This window comes from Streptomyces sp. Q6, assembly GCF_036967205.1.
Lineage (GTDB): Bacteria > Actinomycetota > Actinomycetes > Streptomycetales > Streptomycetaceae > Streptomyces > Streptomyces citrinus.
Genome location: NZ_CP146022.1, coordinates 7,524,538 through 7,542,473, shown reverse-complemented (window position 1 = coordinate 7,542,473; position 17,936 = coordinate 7,524,538). Strand labels below are relative to the sequence as shown.

The following is a 17,936-nucleotide window of genomic DNA, read 5'->3' as shown; positions in this document are numbered from 1 at the left end:
GATGGCCACCAAGACCGACATGCATGGCCGTTCCGAAGTGAAGCCGGAGGTGACGCCCGTTGTCAATGGAGCTCATGTGGACTTGGCCAGGCTTTTCCATTGCGGCTTTTCCTTTAACTGGGATGAAGGATTCCGGAGTCTATTACCTTTGCCATCTGGCGATCACCAGCAGGGAATCAGCCATGATCGACTGGAATGAACTGGCCATCCAGGCCACCCTCGCCGCCGCGGGTCACCCTTGCCGGTAACCTCACCCATGCAGGTGGGAGCAGGTTTCGATGCCGGCCGTGGTCACCCCCGCGTCGACGCTCTCGCACAGGGGCGGGCGGTTCTTCGTACGCGACACCGAGTCCGACGACGCCACCCGACAGGCCGCACCCAACGCCTTCTCCTGCTGAGTCGGTCACTTCATCGCCGGCCTTTCCCAGGGGCGCAGGTAGCGCGACGCACACCGCAGGCTCGCCGAGGCGATCCGACCCAAGACCCCGCGCTTGCCGGCCTGGCCGGTCAACGACATATTCAGCGCCATCCAAGTGCAACCTGCACCATGAGCACTTCCGGCAGACCGCCCACAGCTCGACAGATAGAGCGGCACACTGGTCCGATGGCGTACGCCCTCTCGAAGGGTGCGCCAGCACCCCAGCCCGAAGCGCATGCCTTCAAGGACTCTACGCAGGCCGGGCTGAGATCAAGCGCAAGCCCATGGGGAAGGCCAGCGGCGCCAGCAACTCCGTCATCCCTCTCCGCGACGCCATCAAGGTGCAGTCCAAGGAGCCGACCCGCCTCGTGAACGGGTACGTGCGACTCGCCACCGAGGAGGACCGGGGCCAGCTCCGGATCGCGACGGCCGCGGCACAGAAAGCCATCGCCGACAGCTCCCGCACTGTGCTGTTCACTGAGGTTGAACTCGTGAAGGCATTGGGTGCTGTGCCTGCTTAGCCTCGAAGTCCGCGGACGACCACCGGGAGATCGGCGCCCTTCGGGGAATAATGACGCAGCAGCCTGTTCGTGTTCTCGTTCGTCGGTCGTTGCCAGGGCGAGTGCCGATCGGCGAAGAGCACCTTCGTCTCGGCGTTGATAGCGAACTGGGCATGACCGGAGAGTTCCTCCCCACGGTCCCACGTGAGGGTCTTGCGTAGCTGCTCGGGCAGCTGCGCCATCGACGTGGTAAGCGCCGCGTTCATCGCGATCGCGCCATAGCCCGCGAGCGAGGTGCCGTTGTTCACGGGCGGGTTCTCGCCCCAGCCTGCGAGCCCGGGTAGGTGCACCAGGAGCGGTGAGCGGCTGCTGCGCTCGACAAGCGTGCCGATCGCGGAGCGGACCGTCCCGATGGTCAAGTCACCTTCCCAGCGTCCAGGGACCGCGCGGTCCCCTGCCGCGTCGGGGCGTTGGCTGAGGATGACGTCTGCGGTGACTTGCCCTTGCGGCGTGTTCTGCGACTGTGCCCGAGGAGTCCGCAGCGCCCGGCCGGTACGCAGACAGGTGACCAGCTCCCGCTTGAGCGCGCCACGGCCCTTGATGAACAGCGCCTGGTAGCTCGCTTCGTGGCTGATGCGCATGGATTCATCATCGGGGAACTCGGCGTGGAGCTGGTGTGAGATCTTCTCCGGACTCCATGCCGTCGCCCATCTTCTGTCCTGCCGGTGCGGCTTGTTCAGCCCTTTCCACGCGGGCGTCTTGGGCCCGGTGATGATCGGGCCGTCGGGACGACGGACACTGCCAGCGAGCCGTTCCTGTACGTATTCACGCAGCCTCTCGTTGCCTGCGAGCCTGGCTGCCTTTGGAAGCTTCACGGCCTGCTGCGCCTTCCCCTGAGCGACCGTGACCCTTCCCGCTGCGGGTGGCGGCGTTGCGGCGCAACTCGCGTGAGATCGTCCTCGGGGCACGCCCGATCGCTCGGGCTATCTCCCTCACACCCTTGCCCTGGGCTCGCGGAATCGCGATCTCCTCGCGCTCCTCGAAAGTCAGGTAGCGGCCGGTGGGCTCGGCCAGGGAGATCGGCGGCATACCGCAAGCGTGACGGAACCTCTTCGTCGCGTCCGCAGCCCCACGGTCACGCTGTGGATCCAGGACGAGGCATCAAGACTCCGCGGTATTCGTGCTGCGCGCGCCGAGATCCTCGATCAGGTCGTCATTGACCGCCTTCTCCTCCACTCGGACGCCCAATTCGGGCAGGATTGGCGCCAGTTCGGAATCCCAGGGAGCTGTAGCGGGCGCGCCGACGAGCGACGGCAGATCCGGGCGGCAGGCAGCCCGACGGTAGTCGGCCGTGCGGTAGCGCCATGGCCGCCAGGGCACGTGCGGCAGAAGCCTGGCGGCGATCCTGACACCCCCCAGCCGAAGTCGCCGTGGTAGCGCAGGGTGATCCCCTGTTCGTGCGCCCGGCGCAGCAGGGCAAGGGCCGTTGCCGACGGTTGCCCCTGAAGACAGACCAGCGGCGGACAGGCGGGACCGCAGGCGTCCGCAGCACCCGACAGAACCGCCGGAATCTCGCAGATCCACAGCGACGAGTGGTGCAGGTGGACGACGCGATGTGAGAGTTGACGCAGCGTCAGTACGGCGGGTTCGCCCGCGTCCGCATGCCAGTCGAGGGCGGGTGTGCCGCGCAGGCCCAGCGTGAGCACCGTCGAGGAGACGTCGCCCTTGAGCAGCCCAAGCGTCGCGGCGCCCCTGCACGCCGGCATCCTGGACGTGTCCGGTGAGTGCGTGCACCCGGAGAGCACCACAGTGGCCGGCGGCCTGCCGTCGTCGAGGGCATGGGCGTCACCGAGCACGCGGGCAGCGAAGGCGCTGAGCGAGCAGGTGCGCTCCCACGTGGCCCCGAACCCCTACCCCAGGTCTTCCAGGGTCGACGCTTCGTCGCCGTCCAGCGCCAGGCGTGCCCATAGCACGCGTGCGTCGCGGTGCGAGAAGTTGTCGTAGATGATGCCCGAGACCTGGTCCATGACCATCGCACTCATCACCAGCGCGTCCGGCGCCGCTACGGGACGCTCCTGCCCCAGGAAGTCGCCGAGCGTCACCCCGTCCCGGATGATCCGATCCAGCGAGTCGGTGCGCTGGCTGAGACGGCGGGTCTCCTCGACTCGCCCCACCGACATGTCGCAGAACACGGCCACTTCGACGACCCCGGCCCGCTTCCCCTGGCCGATCAAGGTGCGCTCGGTGTTCGCGACCTTCCGTATCTGCTCGTGCATGTGCACCGGGATACGGATGAGAGAGACGTAGTCGGCGATCGACCGGGTGATCGCCTACCCGTTCCACCACGTCGCATACGTCGAGAACTTGAACCCCTTGGAGGCGTCGAACTTCACGACGGCCCGCATCAGCCCCAGCATGCCGTGCTGGATCAGATCCTCGTAGCAGAGCCCCTGCCCCTGGTAAGACTGGGGCACCTGCTGCACCAGCCGTTGATTGTGTTGGACCAGGCAGTGCTGGGCACGGCCCCTGACGTGGTCGCGCTCCAGGCTCGCCAGTTCCTTCGCATCCGGCTCCTGCCCGATGAGACGCGGTCCGCCGCGCACACGGCGTGCGCAGCCGCCACGGCGGCATCAAGCGTGGCAAGGGGCCGCACCCCCTGTGCGGAGACAGGCGCGGCGGAGACCGGGACCGTCACGGCAGGACCAAGGACGTCACGGGGTTTCGCTTCCCTCACGCCGCTGGCGCCAACGGCAGAAGCCTTCACCTGCGCGGCAGGGACGGCACCGGTCCCGTTCCTCTGTGCATCCGCCGCCCGCCCGGGGGCCCCGCATCCTGCACCGGGGCGTCCGCCGCTCCCCCGTCCCGCACCCGCACCGCACGCCGCAGCTCCGCGGCCTCGCGCGGCGAAAGACCGCACAGCCGGGCCACTCCGTCCAGCGCACGCGCCGTCACATACCCCTCGGAGTCCCGGTAGCGCGCGAGCAGTTGCCTCACCACGGCGTCCCGGAAGGGCACCATTTCCGCCATGCGCACAATTTCTTCACTTCTCTGTGCAACCGTGCGCCCAGCCTGTGGGTCGTCCTCGTCATGCACCGCAATCTGACGCACCGGCAGCCCCATCTTCCCGAGCTCCGCGCGGAGCCGGCCCTGCTCCTGCTCGCCGAGCCCCAGCGCACGCGCCCGCACCCGGAAGACCGTCTCCGGCACCACTCCGCCGACCGCCGAGCGCCGCAGCCCCGCAAGGAGCTCCGCCATCGCTCGCAGGCCCCCCGGCCCGGCCTCTCCACCTGCCGCCCCAAGCGCCACGGCTACCCCCTCCTTCACGGTGCGAGACGAGCGTACGAGATTTGCGTTGACAGTGTCAACAGCAATTCACGCACGCTTTAGTCGATTCAAAGTGTACGCTCCGTACGGGATACTCACCTTCGACTTCGAGCACAACGCATGAGACGGGGAGCAGCAGTGGGCCTTGATCAGGTCGGTGGACGATTCCGGATCACCGGAGATCTCGGCCGGGGCAACATGGGCGAGGTGTACCGGGCGGTGGACGAACAGGTCTCCCCCGGCGCGGCTCACCACGAGGTCGCCGTGAAGACGGTGCTGCGCAACCGCACCGGCCTGCTGATCGACACAGCAGAGAGCAACAAGGAGACACAGCGCTTCCGCCGCGAGGTGAAGATCATGCGCATGCTCTCCCAGGGGCACCCCAACCTCACCCACCTGATCGCCGGCGGCGTCGACGACGGGCCGGGCGCCAGCGGTCTCCCCTATCTGGCGATGGAGCTGCTCGACGGCCACACCCTGGGCCTGCTGATGGACGAGGAGCCGCAGCTCCCGGTCTCCTGGGTCGCCGCGATCGGCGCGCAGATCGCGGCCGGTCTGGCCGCCGCGCACACGGCGGGCGTCGTCCACCGCGACCTCAAGCCGGCCAATGCCATGCTGCTGCACGACGGAACCGTGAAGATCCTCGACTTCGGCATGGGATCGATCGTGGACGACCCCGATCAGACGCGGCTGACCAGCACCGGGGTGAGCGTCGGCACGGCCCGTTACATGGCGCCCGAGCAGTTCCGCGCCGAGCCGGTCTCCGCCGCGGCCGATCTGTACGCGCTCGGCTGCGTCCTGTACGAGATGCTGATCGGTCGTCCCCCGTTCTCCGCCCGGACCGCCTACGAACTGTCCGTGCAGCACCAGTACGACCCGCCGCCGCGGCTGACCATCGTCCGTCCCGATCTGCCACCGGCCCTGGTCCGGCTGGTCTCCCGGCTCCTGGAAAAGGAGGCGGACAACCGGCCGGAGAACGCCACGCTGGTCCGCGAGGCGCTGATCCCGCACGCGCTCGCCCCCGACGAGACGGTCGGCCTGCTGGCCCCGGAGTGGACGGCGATGGACCCGGTGGCCCGGCTCCGCGCAGATATGCCGCGGCCCGCTGCCGTGAAGCCGGCCCCGGTGCCGCGCCGCACGCCCCGCCTGCCCGAGACCATGGACGTCTTCGGCATCCACGCGAATCTGATCGACGAGTACGCGACCTTCACCCGCAGCGCCACCGTCATCCGTGACGCCCGGATCGAGAACTTCGTCGAGGACGATCTGGCCTCGAAGTCGCAGTGGCCCGACCCCTGGCTCTCGCTGAATCCGTTCTTCGCCGACGGCGGACAGGTCACCGATCTGGTCAGGGACGGGGTGCTGCATCCCCGCTGTGCCGAGATCTTCCAGGCCGGCAAGAAGGAGGACGCCCGCCGTCCGGACGGTCGGCCGCTCACCTTCCACCGCCATCAGCGCGAGGCGATCGAGGCCGCCCGGGCGGGCGACTCGTACGTGCTCACCACCGGCACCGGGTCCGGCAAGTCACTGTCCTACATCGTGCCGATCGTGAACCAGGTGTTGAAGGAGCGGGACGCGGCCGGCCCCGGGGCCCGGCGCCGGGTGCGGGCGATCGTCGTCTACCCGATGAACGCGCTGGCCAATTCACAGCTCAAGGAGTTGGAGAAGTACCTGCGGCACGGCTTCGGGGAGGGCCGCGAGCCGGTCACCTTCGCCCGGTACACGGGCCAGGAGGACGAGGAGCGGCGCAGGGAGCTACGGAAGAACCCGCCGGACATCCTGCTCACCAACTACGTGATGCTGGAGCTGATGCTCACACGGCCGGACGACCGCGACGGTCTGATCCGCAACGCCGAGGGCCTGCAATTCCTCGTCTTCGACGAGCTGCACACCTACCGGGGCCGGCAGGGCGCGGATGTCGCGCTGCTGATCCGTCGGGTCCGCGAGGCATGCAAGGCGTCCGACACGCTGCAGTGCATCGGCACCTCGGCGACCATGTCCACCGAGGGCACCTGGGAGGACCAGCGGCGGGAGGTCGCCAAGGTCGCGGCTCGGCTCTTCGGCACCACGGTGCTCCCCACGCGGGTGATCGGCGAGACCCTGGTCCGGGCCACCGGCCAGGCCCCTGCGGCGGTGCCCGCCGAGCGGCTGCGGATGCCCGCGGCGCCCCGCGCGTACGAGGCGCTCACCGAGGACCCCCTTGCCCGCTGGGTGGAGTCCCGGTTCGGGCTCGAGGACGAGCCGGGCACCGGGCGGCTGCGCCGCTGTGCGCCGCGGACCATCGAGTCGGCCGCCGAGGAGCTGGCCGCGGCGTCCGGGATCCCCTCCGACCAGGTCCGGGCGGCGATCCGCGCCACCCTGGAGGCCGGTTCGCAGGCGAAGCACCCGGTGACCGAGCGGCCCCTGTTCGCCTTCCGCCTGCACCAGTTCCTCTCCAAGGGCGACACCGTGTTCACGACCCTGGAGAACCCGCTCACCCGCCCGCTGACCCGCACCTTCCAGCTGGAGAAGCCGGGCAGCGGCGGCATGCCGCTGTATCCGCTGTCGTTCTGCCGGGAGTGCGGGCAGGAGTACCTCACCGTGTGGCGCACCGAGGGCCGTGACGGTGTCTTCCGCTACGAGCCACGGCGTGACACCTCGGCCTCCGGCGGCCGCAAGGGCGAGGGCTATCTGTACGTCGGGGTGCCGGGCGAGGACTACGTCTGGCCTGCCGATCCTCAGCGGGCCGTGGACGACCGGCGGCTTCCGGAGTCCTGGCTTGAGCCCGACGCGAACGGCGTGACGGTGGTGAAGAAGTCCTACCGGGAGCGGGTGCCCGTCCACGTCGTCGTGGACTCTCTCGGTGTGGAGAGCGGCGAAGGTCTGGAAGCGGCGTTCGTCCCGGCGCCGTTCCTGTTCTGTGTGCACTGCCAGGTGTCCTACGAGCAGACGCGCGGCCGTGACTTCGCCAAGCTGGCGACGCTCGACCAGGAGGGTCGCTCCTCGGCCACGTCGCTGATCTCGGCCTCCATTCTCAAGTCGCTGCGCGCGGTGCCGGAGAAGAGCCTGGACAAGGAGGCACGTAAGCTCCTCACCTTCGTCGACAACCGTCAGGACGCCTCGCTGCAGGCCGGCCACTTCAACGACTTCGCCCAAGTCACCCAGTTGCGCGGGGCGTTGTACGCGGCGGTGGTGCGCTCGGGTGAGGAGGGGGTGCGCCACGACGATCTGACGCTGGCGGTGACCGAGGTGATGGGGCTTTCGCCGCGCGAGTACACCGGTGTCGCCGACCAGCCGCCGTCCATGGAGAAGCGGGCGACGAAGACCTTCCGGGACGTCGTCGGCTACCGCCTGTACCGCGATCTGGAGCGCGGCTGGCGGATCACCATGCCGAACCTGGAGCAGACCGGACTGCTGCGGATCGACTACGAGGACCTGGACTGGGTGGCGGCCCGCGACGAGCGCTGGGCATGGGAAGGCGCGCACCCGGTGCTCCGCGAGATCGACGCGGAACTGCGTGCCGAGATCGCCCGCACGCTCCTGGACTACATGCGCCGGCACCTCGCCATTGACGTGCAGTACTTCCGGGACGACTTCGACGCGCTGAAGGGCGCCAGCGAGGAGCGGCTGACCGGGCCCTGGGTGCTCGGCGACAGCGACAAGCCGGACGTCGGCACGGCCTACCCGTACGGTTCCCGCCCCGGCATGGAGCGCTCCGCGCTTTTCCTGTCGCCGCGCGGAAAGTTCGGCAAGTACCTGCGGCGGAACGTGCCCGCGCTGCGCGACGCTCCGCAGGACGACGTGCAGGGGGTGATTGAGACCCTGCTCACCGTGCTCCGCAAGGCCGATCTGGTACGTGAGGTGGAGGCGGCCCCGGAGCGGTCGGGACCGGCGTTCCGTCGGCGTGCGGCGGAGAAGCGCACCGGGTACCGGGTGTCGGCCGCCGCGATCGTGTGGCGGGCCGGAAGCGGTGAGACGGGCGCGATCGATCCGCTGACCCGCACCTACAGTCATGGCGAGGGGCCGCGCGTCAATCCCTTCTTCCGCGATCTGTACCGCGACGCGGCGACCGAGCTGGCGGGTCTTTACGCCCGCGAGCACACCGCGCAGGTGCCGCCGGAGGACCGGCTCCTTCGCGAGGAGGAGTTCCGCACGGCCGAACTGCCGCTGCTCTACTGCTCGCCGACGATGGAGCTGGGCGTCGACATCTCCTCGCTCAACGCGGTGATGATGCGCAACGTGCCGCCGACCCCGGCCAACTACGCGCAGCGCTCCGGCCGGGCCGGCCGTTCCGGACAGCCCGCGCTGGTGACCACGTACTGCGCGACGGGCAACAGCCACGACCAGTACTACTTCCGCCGTTCGGAGCAGATGGTCTCCGGCCAGGTCTCGCCACCGCGCCTCGATCTCGCCAACGAGGACCTGGTCCGCAGCCACGTCCAGGGCATCTGGCTGGCGGAGACCGGGATGAAGCTCGGTACGGCCGTCCCGGACGTCGTCGACGTGGCGTACGACCCGGACAGCGGGGACCGGCCGGACCCGCGGATGGCACTGCCGCTGCACACCCACATCCGTGACAAGTCGCTCGACGAGGAGGCCCGGCGCCGTGCGGTCGCCGCCGCGCGTGCCGTGCTCGCGCCGCTGGTCTCCGACTTCCAGGACACGACCTGGTGGTACGACGAGTGGATCGAGGACTGTGTCGAGCGGGCCCCGGACAGGTTCGACGCCTCCTTCGACCGTTGGCGCGACCTGTTCCGGGCCGCGGTCCTCGACCAATACGAGCAGAACAAGCGGGTGGTGGACCACACCCTCAGCCAGGGCGAGCAGGGCCGTGCCCGCACGCGCCGCCGGGAGGCCGAGACGCAGACCAATCTGCTGCTCAACCGCTCCACCGACAGCAAGTCGGTGATGAGCGACTTCAACCCCTACCGCTATCTGGCCTCCGAGGGCTTCCTGCCCGGCTACAGCTTCCCGCGGCTGCCGCTGGCCGCGTACATCCCGCGTTCGGGCAACCGGCGCAACGCCGACGGCGACTATCTGCAGCGCCCGCGGTTCCTGGCGATCCGCGAGTTCGGTCCGGGCGCGCTGATCTACCACGAGGGCGCCCGCTACCAGGTGACCCGGATCCAGCTGCCGCCGGACGCCTCCGGCGACCTGGCGACGGCGGAGGCGCGCCGCTGCGACTCCTGCGGCTACCACCACCCGGTCCGCCCCGGCCTCGACCGCTGCGCGATGTGCGACGCGGAGCTGACCGGGAAGCGCACCGGCCTGATCCATCTGCACACCGTGTACACCACGCCGCGCGAGCGGATCTCCTCCGACGAGGAGGAGCGGCGCCGGGCCGGTTTCCGGTTGGAGACCTCGTACGCCTTCCAGGACCACGGAGTCCGCAAGGGCCGTCTCACCTCACAGGTCTCGGACGGCGAGGGCGCCGCTGTCCTCGATCTGGACTACGGCGACTCGGCCACCGTCCGGATCACCAACCTGGGCCGGGTCCGTGACAAGGACGACGTGCAGGACGGCTACTGGCTGGACCTGGGCGACGGCCGCTGGCTCAACGACCGGGCCGCGGCGGACGCCGTGGAGGGCACCGGGATGCCGGTGGTCGACGAGGACGGCAACGAGAAGCGCCGCAAGAAGCGGGTCCTGCCGTATGTGGAGGACCGGCGGAACATCCTGGTGGCGACGCTCGACGAGCCACTGCCCGAGCCGGTCGCGTTCTCCGTCCTGTACGCCCTGGAGCGAGGCATCGAGGCGGCCTTCGAGCTGGAGGACTCCGAGCTGACGGCCGAACTCCTGCCGCCGCCCGAAGGACCGCGCCGCCGGCTGCTGTTCACCGAGGCCGCGGAGGGCGGCGCCGGTGTGCTGCGCCGCCTGCGGCAGGAACGCAAGGCGCTGCGGAAGGCGGCCCGCAAGGCCCTGGAGATCTGTCACTTCGACCCGGACACCGGCGAGGACCTGGGCGGTCCTGCGGGCGGCGAGGAATGCGCCCGCGGCTGCTACGCCTGCCTCCTGACGTACGGCAACCAGACCCACCACCGGCAGCTGAGCCGCCACGCGGCGCGCCCGTTGCTGCTGCGTCTCGCGACCGCGGACACCGTACGCGAGGACCGGGGCGAGTCGCGGAGCGAGCAGTTCCACCGCCTTGCGACGCCCGCCGCTCGGGCCGGAGCCGAAGTCCCGGCGGTCAGCACTCCGCTGGAGACCGACCTTGTCGCCCTGATCGCTTCGGGTGACCTCCTCGGCTGGCTGAAGGCCAAGGGCTACCGGCTGCCGGACGAGGTCGACGTCCTGGTGCCGGAGGCCGCCGCCAAGCCGGACCTGGTGTTCCGGATCGACGGCGCCAACCTCGCGGTCTTCGTCGACCTTCCCGGTCACGCCGCCGACTCCACCCGCGACACCGAGGCCGGTTACCGCCTGGAGGAGGCCGGCTGGGACGTCCTGCGCTTCCCGGCCGGCTCCGACTGGGACGCTGTCGCCGACGGCAACGCGGACTATTTCCACACTCGTTGATCCGTACGCCCGGCACCGCGCCCCTCCCGACCATCCCCACGATCCCGAAGGAACCGAGAGACCTCATGAGCCCCACGTACACGGCCGGTTCGCTGGTGACCGCCCGCGGCCGGGAATGGGTGGTGCTCCCCGAGAGCGCCTCCGGCATGCTGGTGCTGCGCCCGCTGGGCGGCGGCGAGGACGATGTCGCGGCGGTCTTTCCCGCCTTCGAGGAGGTGCGGCCCGCGCAGTTCGCGGCGCCGAGCCCGGCCGACCTGGGTGACCAGCGGGCGGCGGGCCTGCTGCGGACCGCGCTGCGGATCGGTTTCCGTTCCGGGGCCGGCCCGTTCCGCGCGCTGGCGTCGATCGCCGTGGAGCCGCGCGCGTACCAGCTGGTGCCGCTGCTGATGGCGTTGCGGCAACGCACGGTGCGACTCCTTATCTCGGACGACGTGGGCATCGGCAAGACCGTCGAGGCCGGTCTGATCGTCAAGGAGCTCCTCGCGCAGGGCGAGGCGAGCCGCCTCGCGGTGCTCTGCTCTCCCGCGCTCGCCGAGCAGTGGCAGGGGGAGCTGCGGGAGAAGTTCGGCATCGACGCCGAGCTGGTTCTCGCCTCCACCGTGTCGCGTCTGGAGCGCGGCCTGGAACTGGGTCAGTCGCTCTTCGACCGCCACCCGTTCACGATCATCTCGACGGACTTCATCAAGTCGACCCGGCATCGCGAGGACTTCGTACGGCACTGTCCGGACCTGGTGGTGGTGGACGAGGCGCACACGTGTGTCGCGGCTGACGACGCGCAGGGCCCGGCGTCCTCCTCGGCCACCAGTCAGCTCCGCTACGAGCTCCTGCGGCGGATCGCCGCCGACGAGGACCGACATCTGCTGCTGCTCACGGCCACCCCGCACTCCGGCAAGGAGTCCGCGTTCCGCAATCTGCTCGGTCTGGTCCGCCCTGACCTGGCCACGGTCGACCTGGAGAGCCCGGCGGGCCGGGCCCGTCTCGCCGAGCACTTCGTCGCTCGCAAGCGCGCCGACGTCCGCGAGTACCTCACCAAGGAGGACGGTCTCGCCGACGACTCCCTCGCCGAGCGGACCGCGTTCCCCTCCGACCGGTGGACCAAGGACGAGCCGTACAAGCTGGCTCCCGCCTACCGGGCGCTGCTCGACGACGCCATCGCCTACGCCAACGACCGGGTGGAGACGGCCAAGTTGCAGGGCAAGCGGGAGGCCAGGATCGCCTGGTGGTCGGTGATCGCGCTGCTCCGCTCGATGGTGTCCTCGCCGGCCGCCGCGGCCAGCACCCTGAAGACCCGCTCCGAGTCCGCCGCCGCCCGGACCGCCGCCGAGGCGGACGCCCTCGGCGCCCCGCTGACTCGCGACTCCTCGGACAGCGACCGGCTTGAGGGCATGGATGTCGCACCGGGCGCGGCGGAGAGCGAGCAGGGCGACCCGCGCCTGCGTGAACTCTCCACCCGAGCCGCCGAGTTGTACGGCCCGGCGTCCGACACCAAACTCAAGGCCCTCACCAAGCACCTCAAGTCGCTGATCGCGGACGGCTACAGCCCGATCGTCTTCTGCCGCTACATCCCCACCGCCGAGTACCTGGCGGAGCAGCTGGAGAAGAAGCTGGGGACGAAGACACTGATCGCGTCCGTCACCGGCACGCTCTCCCCGCAGCAGCGCCTGGAGCGCATCGAGAAGCTGGCCGCCGAGAACGCGGACGATCCGGCCGTCCGCCGTGTCCTGATCGCCACGGACTGCCTCTCCGAGGGTGTCAACCTCCAGCACTCCTTCGACGCGGTGATCCACTACGACCTGGCGTGGAACCCGACCCGGCACGACCAGCGGGAGGGCCGTGTCGACCGGTACGGGCAAAAACGCGACCAGGTCCGGGTGATCACCATGTTCGGTGAGGACAACGGCATCGACGGCAAGGTCCTCGAAGTCCTCTTCGCCAAGCACCGGCAGATCAAGAAGGACCTCGGCATCTCGGTCTCCGTCCCCGACGAGACGGCCTCCGGTGTCACCGACGCGGTCGTCGAATGGCTGCTCCTGCACGGCAGGCAGGGCACTCAGGAGAGCCTCTTCGAGTTCGACGGCCACCAGGAGTCCTTCGACCGCATGGAACGGGAGTGGAACTCGGCCGCCGAGCGCGAGCGGACGTCACGTTCGAAGTACGCGCAGCGCGCCATCCACCCGGAGGAGGTGGCCCGCGAGGTCACCGCCGTACGGGCCGCGCTCGGTGGCTCGGAGGAGGTCCGCGGTTTCGTCCTGGAGGCACTGCGCGACCTGGAGGCCCAGGTCCGCGACCCGCGCGACGGCTCCGGCGACTTCGCCGCGCAGGTCGGCGGCACCCCGGCCGGGGTGCGCGACGGGCTCGCTGCGGTGCTCGGCGGGCGGATCGTGGAGGAGGACCGGGAGATCCCGTTCCGCACCAGTCCGGCGATCGGTCGCGGCGAGGCGGCCCTGGTCCGCACCGACCCGGCGGTCGGCGCACTTGCCTCGTACGTCCTCGACTCGGCCCTCGACGCGAACACTCCGGGGCCGCGTCCGGCCCGCCGCTGCGGCGTCGTGACGACGGACGCGGTCACCACCCGCACCACGCTCCTCCTGGTGCGCTACCGCTTCCACCTGACGCTGCCGTCCCGCAACGGCGAGCGGCAGATCGTCGCGGAGGACGCCCGCCTGCTCGCCTTCGAGGGTCTCCCGGCGCGGGCGCGCTGGCTCGACGACGACGCGGCGGCCTCGCTCCTCGGGGCGCGGGCCGCCGCCAACACCCACGAGCAGCTGGCCCGCAACCAGATCACCCGCACCCTGGACGGACTGCCGGACCTGTCCGGCCACATCGCGGAGTACGGTGTCGCGCTCGCCGCCGACCTCGACGCCTCGCACCGGCGGGTGCGCAAGGCCGGCGATGAGATCGTGCGCGGCCTGAAGGTCGTACCGCAGGAGCCTGCCGACGTCCTCGGCGTGTACGTGTACCTGCCGCAGCAGCCCGCCTCTCCTTCTACGCCTTCTGCCGCCTCTACCGTGACCGGAGCCGAAGCCTGATGTCCGCCGCCACCCGCACCGCACCGGTCTTCACCGCCGTCACCACCGTCGGCGGGCTGCTCCCCGGCGACATGCTCGTCCGTATCGCCGAGGCGAGGAACCTGCCGGGCACCAAGTCCGCCGACTACGGCCTTCCGGGCTCGGTAGCCGTCCGCGACGAGGCCGAACGCGCCTGGGAGTACCTCAAGCCCCTCTGGCGCGAACTGCGCACCGCGCTGCCCGCCGACCCGGCGACCGGAGCGCCCGCCGCCGACCCGACGGGCCGCGCCTCCTCCGACTGGCTCTCCCAGCTCTTCCGCAAGCTGGACTTCGGGACGCTGACGGAGGTCGGGCCGGACGGGATCCGCGCCGATTCCGATACGGAGACCAGGTTCCGCATCTCGCACCGGCACGGACCCGCCCTGCTCCACCTGATCCCGTGGAACCAGGAGCCGGACAAGCGGCCGGCGGCCGGGCAGGTCCCGCCGCAGTCCCTGGTCCAGGACTGCCTCAACCGGGTCGAGGCCCACCTCTGGGCGGTCCTCACCAACGGTCGAACCCTGCGCCTGCTCCGCGACTCGTCGTCGTTCGCGACAGCCGCGTACGTCGAGTTCGACCTGGAGGCGATCTTCGACGGCGAGCTGTTCAGCGAGTTCGTGCTGCTGTACTGCGTGCTGCACGCGTCACGGTTCGAGGTGGCGGAGGGTACGGCGGCGTCCGGGTGCTGGCTGGAGAAGTGGCGGACCGAGGCCGTCACCTCCGGCGCGCGGGCCCTGGACCAATTGCGGCTCGGTGTGCAGAAGGCTCTGACGGTTCTCGGTACGGGCTTCCTGCGCCACCCGGACAACACGCGGCTGCGCGAGAACACCGACCCGAAGGCGCTCCAAGCGGCGCTCCTGCGACTCGTCTACCGGCTGCTGTTCGTGTTCGTCGCCGAGGACCGTGACGCGCTCCTCGACCCGGAGGCGGACGAGCAGGCCAAGGACGCCTACGCCCGCTACTTCTCCTCGGCCCGGCTTCGCAGGCGGGCGCGGCGACGCCAGGGCACCGCGCACGGCGACCAGTACGAGGCGTTGCGGCTCGTTCTCGACGCGCTCGGCACCGAGGGCGGCCGGCCCGAGCTGGCCCTGCCCGGACTCGGCGGACTGTTCTCGCGCAAGGAGGCGGACAAGCCGCTGGACGGCCTGAAGCTGACCAACGAAGCGCTCCTCACGGCCGTCGAGCACCTGGCGCAGGTACGCGACCCGGGGGCTCGGCGATGGCGGGCCGTCGACTACCGGCACCTGGACGCGGAGGAACTCGGCTCGGTGTACGAGTCGCTCCTCGAACTGGAGCCGAAGCACTCAGCGACGGACCGGTCGTTCGAACTGGTCGAGGTGGCGGGCAACAGCCGTAAGACGACGGGCAGTTACTACACCCCGTCCTCGCTGATCGAGTGCCTTCTCGACACGACGCTCGACCCGGTCATCGACGACGCGGTCAAGCGCGGCGAGCAGCGGGCCTCGGCGGGCGGTCGCCCCGATCCGGCGGACGACATCGTCGAGGAGCTGCTCGGCCTCACGGTGTGCGACCCGGCGTGCGGGTCCGGGCACTTCCTGGTCGCCTCGGCACGGCGGATCGCCAAGCGGGTCGCGGCGGTACGCGAGCACAACCCGGAGCCGACGGTGGACGCGGTACGGCATGCGCTGCGGGAGGTTGTGGCGCGATGCATCTACGGCGTCGACCTCAACCCGATGGCGGTCGAGCTGGCGAAAGTGTCGCTGTGGCTGGAGGCGATGGAGCCGGGGAAGGCGCTGGGGTTCCTGGACGCGCATGTCCGGCACGGCAACGCGCTGCTCGGCACGACGCCGTCACTCCTCGCGGGCGGCGTGCCCGACGAGGCGTTCGATGCGATCGAGGGCGACGACAAGAAGTACGCGGCAGCCCTCAAGAAGCGCAACAAGGCCCAACGCAGCGGCCAGGGCGACCTGTTCGCCGAGTCCGAGGTCACGGTGCCGAGCAATGCGCGCCTCGCGGCTCAGCTCAGCCGGATCACCAATGCTCCGGCCGACGACCTCAGTGACGTCAACGCCCAGGAGGCGGCGTACGAGGCGTACGTGAGCTCCTCCGCGTACACGCGCGACCGCGAGACGGCGGACACGTGGTGTGCCGCCTTCGTCTGGCCGAAGCAGCAGGGCGCGCCCGAGGCGCCGACGCACGACGTCGTACGGAACCTGCTTGCCGGGGACACGGCGGCGGTGAACGACGCGACGCTCACGGAGGTGCTCGCGCTGAGCGAGCAGTACCGGTTCTTCCACTGGCATCTGGAGTTCCCGGAGGTGTTCGCGGTTCCGGAGTCGGGGGCGGGTGTCGATCCGGCTACGGGGTGGGCTGGCGGGTTCGATGTGGTGGTGGGGAATCCGCCGTGGGACAGCATCAACTTCCCGGAGACGGAGTTCTTTGCCGTACGAGCACCGGACATCGCGGCGACCAACAACACGGCGGCCCGGAAGAAGAAGATTCAGGCGCTCGGGGACGACCCCGACACTGTGGGGTTGTTCAACGAGTACGAGGCTGGCAAGCGCAGGGTGTATGGCGAGAGCCACTTCCTTCGCATCTCCGGGCGCTATCCCCTGACGGGGCAGGGGAATCTCAATCTGTACGCGCTGTTCGCCGAGGCTGACCGCATTCTGACCGGCAGTCGGGGGCGTACCGGTGTCATCGTGCCGACAGGTATCGCGACGGATGCTCGTACGCAGTACTTCTTCAAGGACCTGGTGTCGAAGGGGTCGCTGACTGCACTTTTCGACTTTGAGAACGCGCAGCCCCTCTTCCCCGGCGTACACCGCTCGTTCAAGTTCTGCGTGCTCTCCCTCGCAGGCCGCTCCCTACGCGAACCGGCCGCCCGATTCGCCTTCTTCGCCCACGACCCAGCGGATCTGGAGGCCCCCGACAAGGTCTTCACCCTCACCCCCGAGGAGATCACCCTCCTCAACCCCAACACCGGTACGTGCCCGGTCTTCCGCTCTCGCCGCGACGCCGAAATCACCCTCGGCATCTACCGCCGAGTGCCGGTTCTCCTCAAGGAGTCCGACAAGACGAATGGGAACCCGTGGGGTGTGTCGTTCCTGCGTATGTTCGACATGTCCCATGACTCCCACCTCTTCCGCCCCTCGCCCGCCGACAGCGAAACCCTCGACTCGATGCTTGCAGACGGCTGGCGCCTTGACGGGAACGTACTGGTACGTGGGGAGGAACGACTGCTGCCTCTGTACGAGGCGAAGATGCTCCACCACTTCGATCACCGCTGGGCCACGTACACCTCTGAGGGCGACCCCCAGGAGCTTCGTATCAGCGAGAAGCAAGATCCGAACGTCCTCGCCCTTCCTCGTTATTGGGTAGGCGAATCAGACATCAGGACAGGCGCCAGCGATCAACACGGTGTCGACATCAAGGCGGACGGTGTGAGGAGCCGGCTGGCCAACAAGGGGTGGGATACCGAATGGCTGCTGGGTTGGCGCGACATGTGTCGGGCCACAGATGTACGCACCATGATCGCTTCCCTTGCGCCTGCCACCGGAGTCGGCCATAAGTTCCTTCTGGCTCTAGTCAAGAGTCCCGAGTTGCTCGCCGCCGCGCTCTCTTCATTCGCACTGGACTACGCCTCTCGCCAGGCCATCGGCGGCACTTCCATGTCCTTCTTCATCGTCAAGCAACTTCCCGTCCCGTCCCCAACTCAACTGACCATTCACACCTCTACGATCACCTCGCGCGTCCTCGAACTCACCTACACCGCGCACGACATGAAGTCCTTCGCCCGAGACCTCGGCGACACCGGCACCCCCTTCCGCTGGGACGAATCCCGACGCGTCATCATCCGTGCCGAACTCGACGCCCTCTTCTTCCACCTCTACGGCATCACCCGTGACGATGTGTCGTACATCCTCAACACCTTCCCCATCGTGAAACGCAAGGACGAAGCGGCCCACGGCACCTTCCGCACCAAGGACCTGATCCTCGCCGAGTACGACCGCATGGCCGCCGCCGGCCTCACGCTGGAGACCCCACTCGACGAGAGCGACTCCGGCACGTACCGGTCCACGCTCACCCCGCCGCCGGGTCAGGGCCCGCGCCACCCGGCCCGCCAGGACGGCTGACGTCCGGACAACGCAAAGGGGCGCCGCCCGCTACCCAGCGGACGGCGCCCCTTCGACG

General features: G+C 69.5%; 8 protein-coding genes and 2 pseudogenes. 5 read left to right on the top strand and 5 right to left on the bottom strand.

Annotation, left to right across the window (positions count from 1 at the left end):
- Position 1: 1 nt before the first annotated feature.
- The gene (locus V2W30_RS34645) at positions 2–199 is read left to right on the top strand and encodes a hypothetical protein (protein WP_338702546.1); all 198 of its coding nucleotides are present in this window, start codon (positions 2–4) and stop codon (positions 197–199) included.
- Positions 200–702: 503 nt separating this feature from the next.
- Positions 703–939: a hypothetical protein gene (locus tag V2W30_RS34640; protein WP_338703961.1), complete on the top strand. Its 237-nt coding sequence runs from the start codon at positions 703–705 to the stop codon at positions 937–939.
- On the opposite strand, the pseudogene V2W30_RS34635 reads toward V2W30_RS34640, so the two are convergent.
- The 5 genes and pseudogenes from V2W30_RS34635 to V2W30_RS34615 all read right to left on the bottom strand — a co-directional run.
- Positions 938–2,037, bottom strand: a pseudogene (locus V2W30_RS34635) (IS30 family transposase); the annotation flags it as partial. The gene V2W30_RS34640 and the pseudogene V2W30_RS34635 sit on opposite strands and share 2 nt — an antisense overlap.
- A 42-nt stretch (positions 2,038–2,079) precedes the next feature.
- Positions 2,080–2,774: pseudogene (locus V2W30_RS34630) on the bottom strand (DUF2399 domain-containing protein).
- Between the two features lie 54 nt (positions 2,775–2,828).
- Positions 2,829–3,194 (bottom strand): sigma-70 domain-containing protein, encoded by a 366-nt coding sequence (locus tag V2W30_RS34625; RefSeq protein ID WP_338702545.1) that lies wholly within the window; start codon positions 3,192–3,194, stop codon positions 2,829–2,831.
- Between the two features lie 54 nt (positions 3,195–3,248).
- The gene (locus tag V2W30_RS34620) at positions 3,249–3,521 is read right to left on the bottom strand and encodes a sigma factor (RefSeq protein ID WP_338702544.1); all 273 of its coding nucleotides are present in this window, start codon (positions 3,519–3,521) and stop codon (positions 3,249–3,251) included.
- A 157-nt stretch (positions 3,522–3,678) separates the two neighbouring features.
- Positions 3,679–4,173, bottom strand: a complete 495-nt coding sequence (locus V2W30_RS34615) for a hypothetical protein (protein WP_338702543.1) — start codon at positions 4,171–4,173, stop codon at positions 3,679–3,681.
- Between the two features lie 189 nt (positions 4,174–4,362).
- On the opposite strand from V2W30_RS34615, the gene V2W30_RS34610 reads away from it, so the two are divergent.
- From V2W30_RS34610 to V2W30_RS34600, 3 genes are all read left to right on the top strand, one after another.
- The gene (locus tag V2W30_RS34610) at positions 4,363–10,734 is read left to right on the top strand and encodes a protein kinase domain-containing protein (protein ID WP_425244634.1); all 6,372 of its coding nucleotides are present in this window, start codon (positions 4,363–4,365) and stop codon (positions 10,732–10,734) included.
- Between the two features lie 65 nt (positions 10,735–10,799).
- Positions 10,800–13,763, top strand: coding sequence for a DEAD/DEAH box helicase (locus V2W30_RS34605; RefSeq protein WP_338702541.1), 2,964 nt, complete (start codon positions 10,800–10,802; stop codon positions 13,761–13,763).
- Positions 13,763–17,878: an Eco57I restriction-modification methylase domain-containing protein gene (locus V2W30_RS34600; RefSeq protein WP_338702540.1), complete on the top strand. Its 4,116-nt coding sequence runs from the start codon at positions 13,763–13,765 to the stop codon at positions 17,876–17,878. The genes V2W30_RS34605 and V2W30_RS34600 overlap by 1 nt, the downstream gene beginning before the upstream one ends.
- Positions 17,879–17,936: the final 58 nt, after the last annotated feature.

Excerpts from the sequence above, each read along its gene's own strand:
- V2W30_RS34640 (WP_338703961.1), top strand. The coding sequence starts at position 703 with ATGGGGAAGGCCAGCGGCGCCAGCAACTCCGTCATCCCTCTCCGCGAC.
- V2W30_RS34645 (WP_338702546.1), top strand. The coding sequence starts at position 2 with ATGGCCACCAAGACCGACATGCATGGCCGTTCCGAAGTGAAGCCGGAG.
- V2W30_RS34625 (WP_338702545.1), bottom strand. The coding sequence starts at position 3,194 with ATGCACGAGCAGATACGGAAGGTCGCGAACACCGAGCGCACCTTGATC.
- V2W30_RS34610 (WP_425244634.1), top strand. The coding sequence starts at position 4,363 with ATGAGACGGGGAGCAGCAGTGGGCCTTGATCAGGTCGGTGGACGATTC.
- V2W30_RS34600 (WP_338702540.1), top strand. The coding sequence starts at position 13,763 with ATGTCCGCCGCCACCCGCACCGCACCGGTCTTCACCGCCGTCACCACC.
- V2W30_RS34615 (WP_338702543.1), bottom strand. The coding sequence starts at position 4,173 with ATGGCGGAGCTCCTTGCGGGGCTGCGGCGCTCGGCGGTCGGCGGAGTG.
- V2W30_RS34605 (WP_338702541.1), top strand. The coding sequence starts at position 10,800 with ATGAGCCCCACGTACACGGCCGGTTCGCTGGTGACCGCCCGCGGCCGG.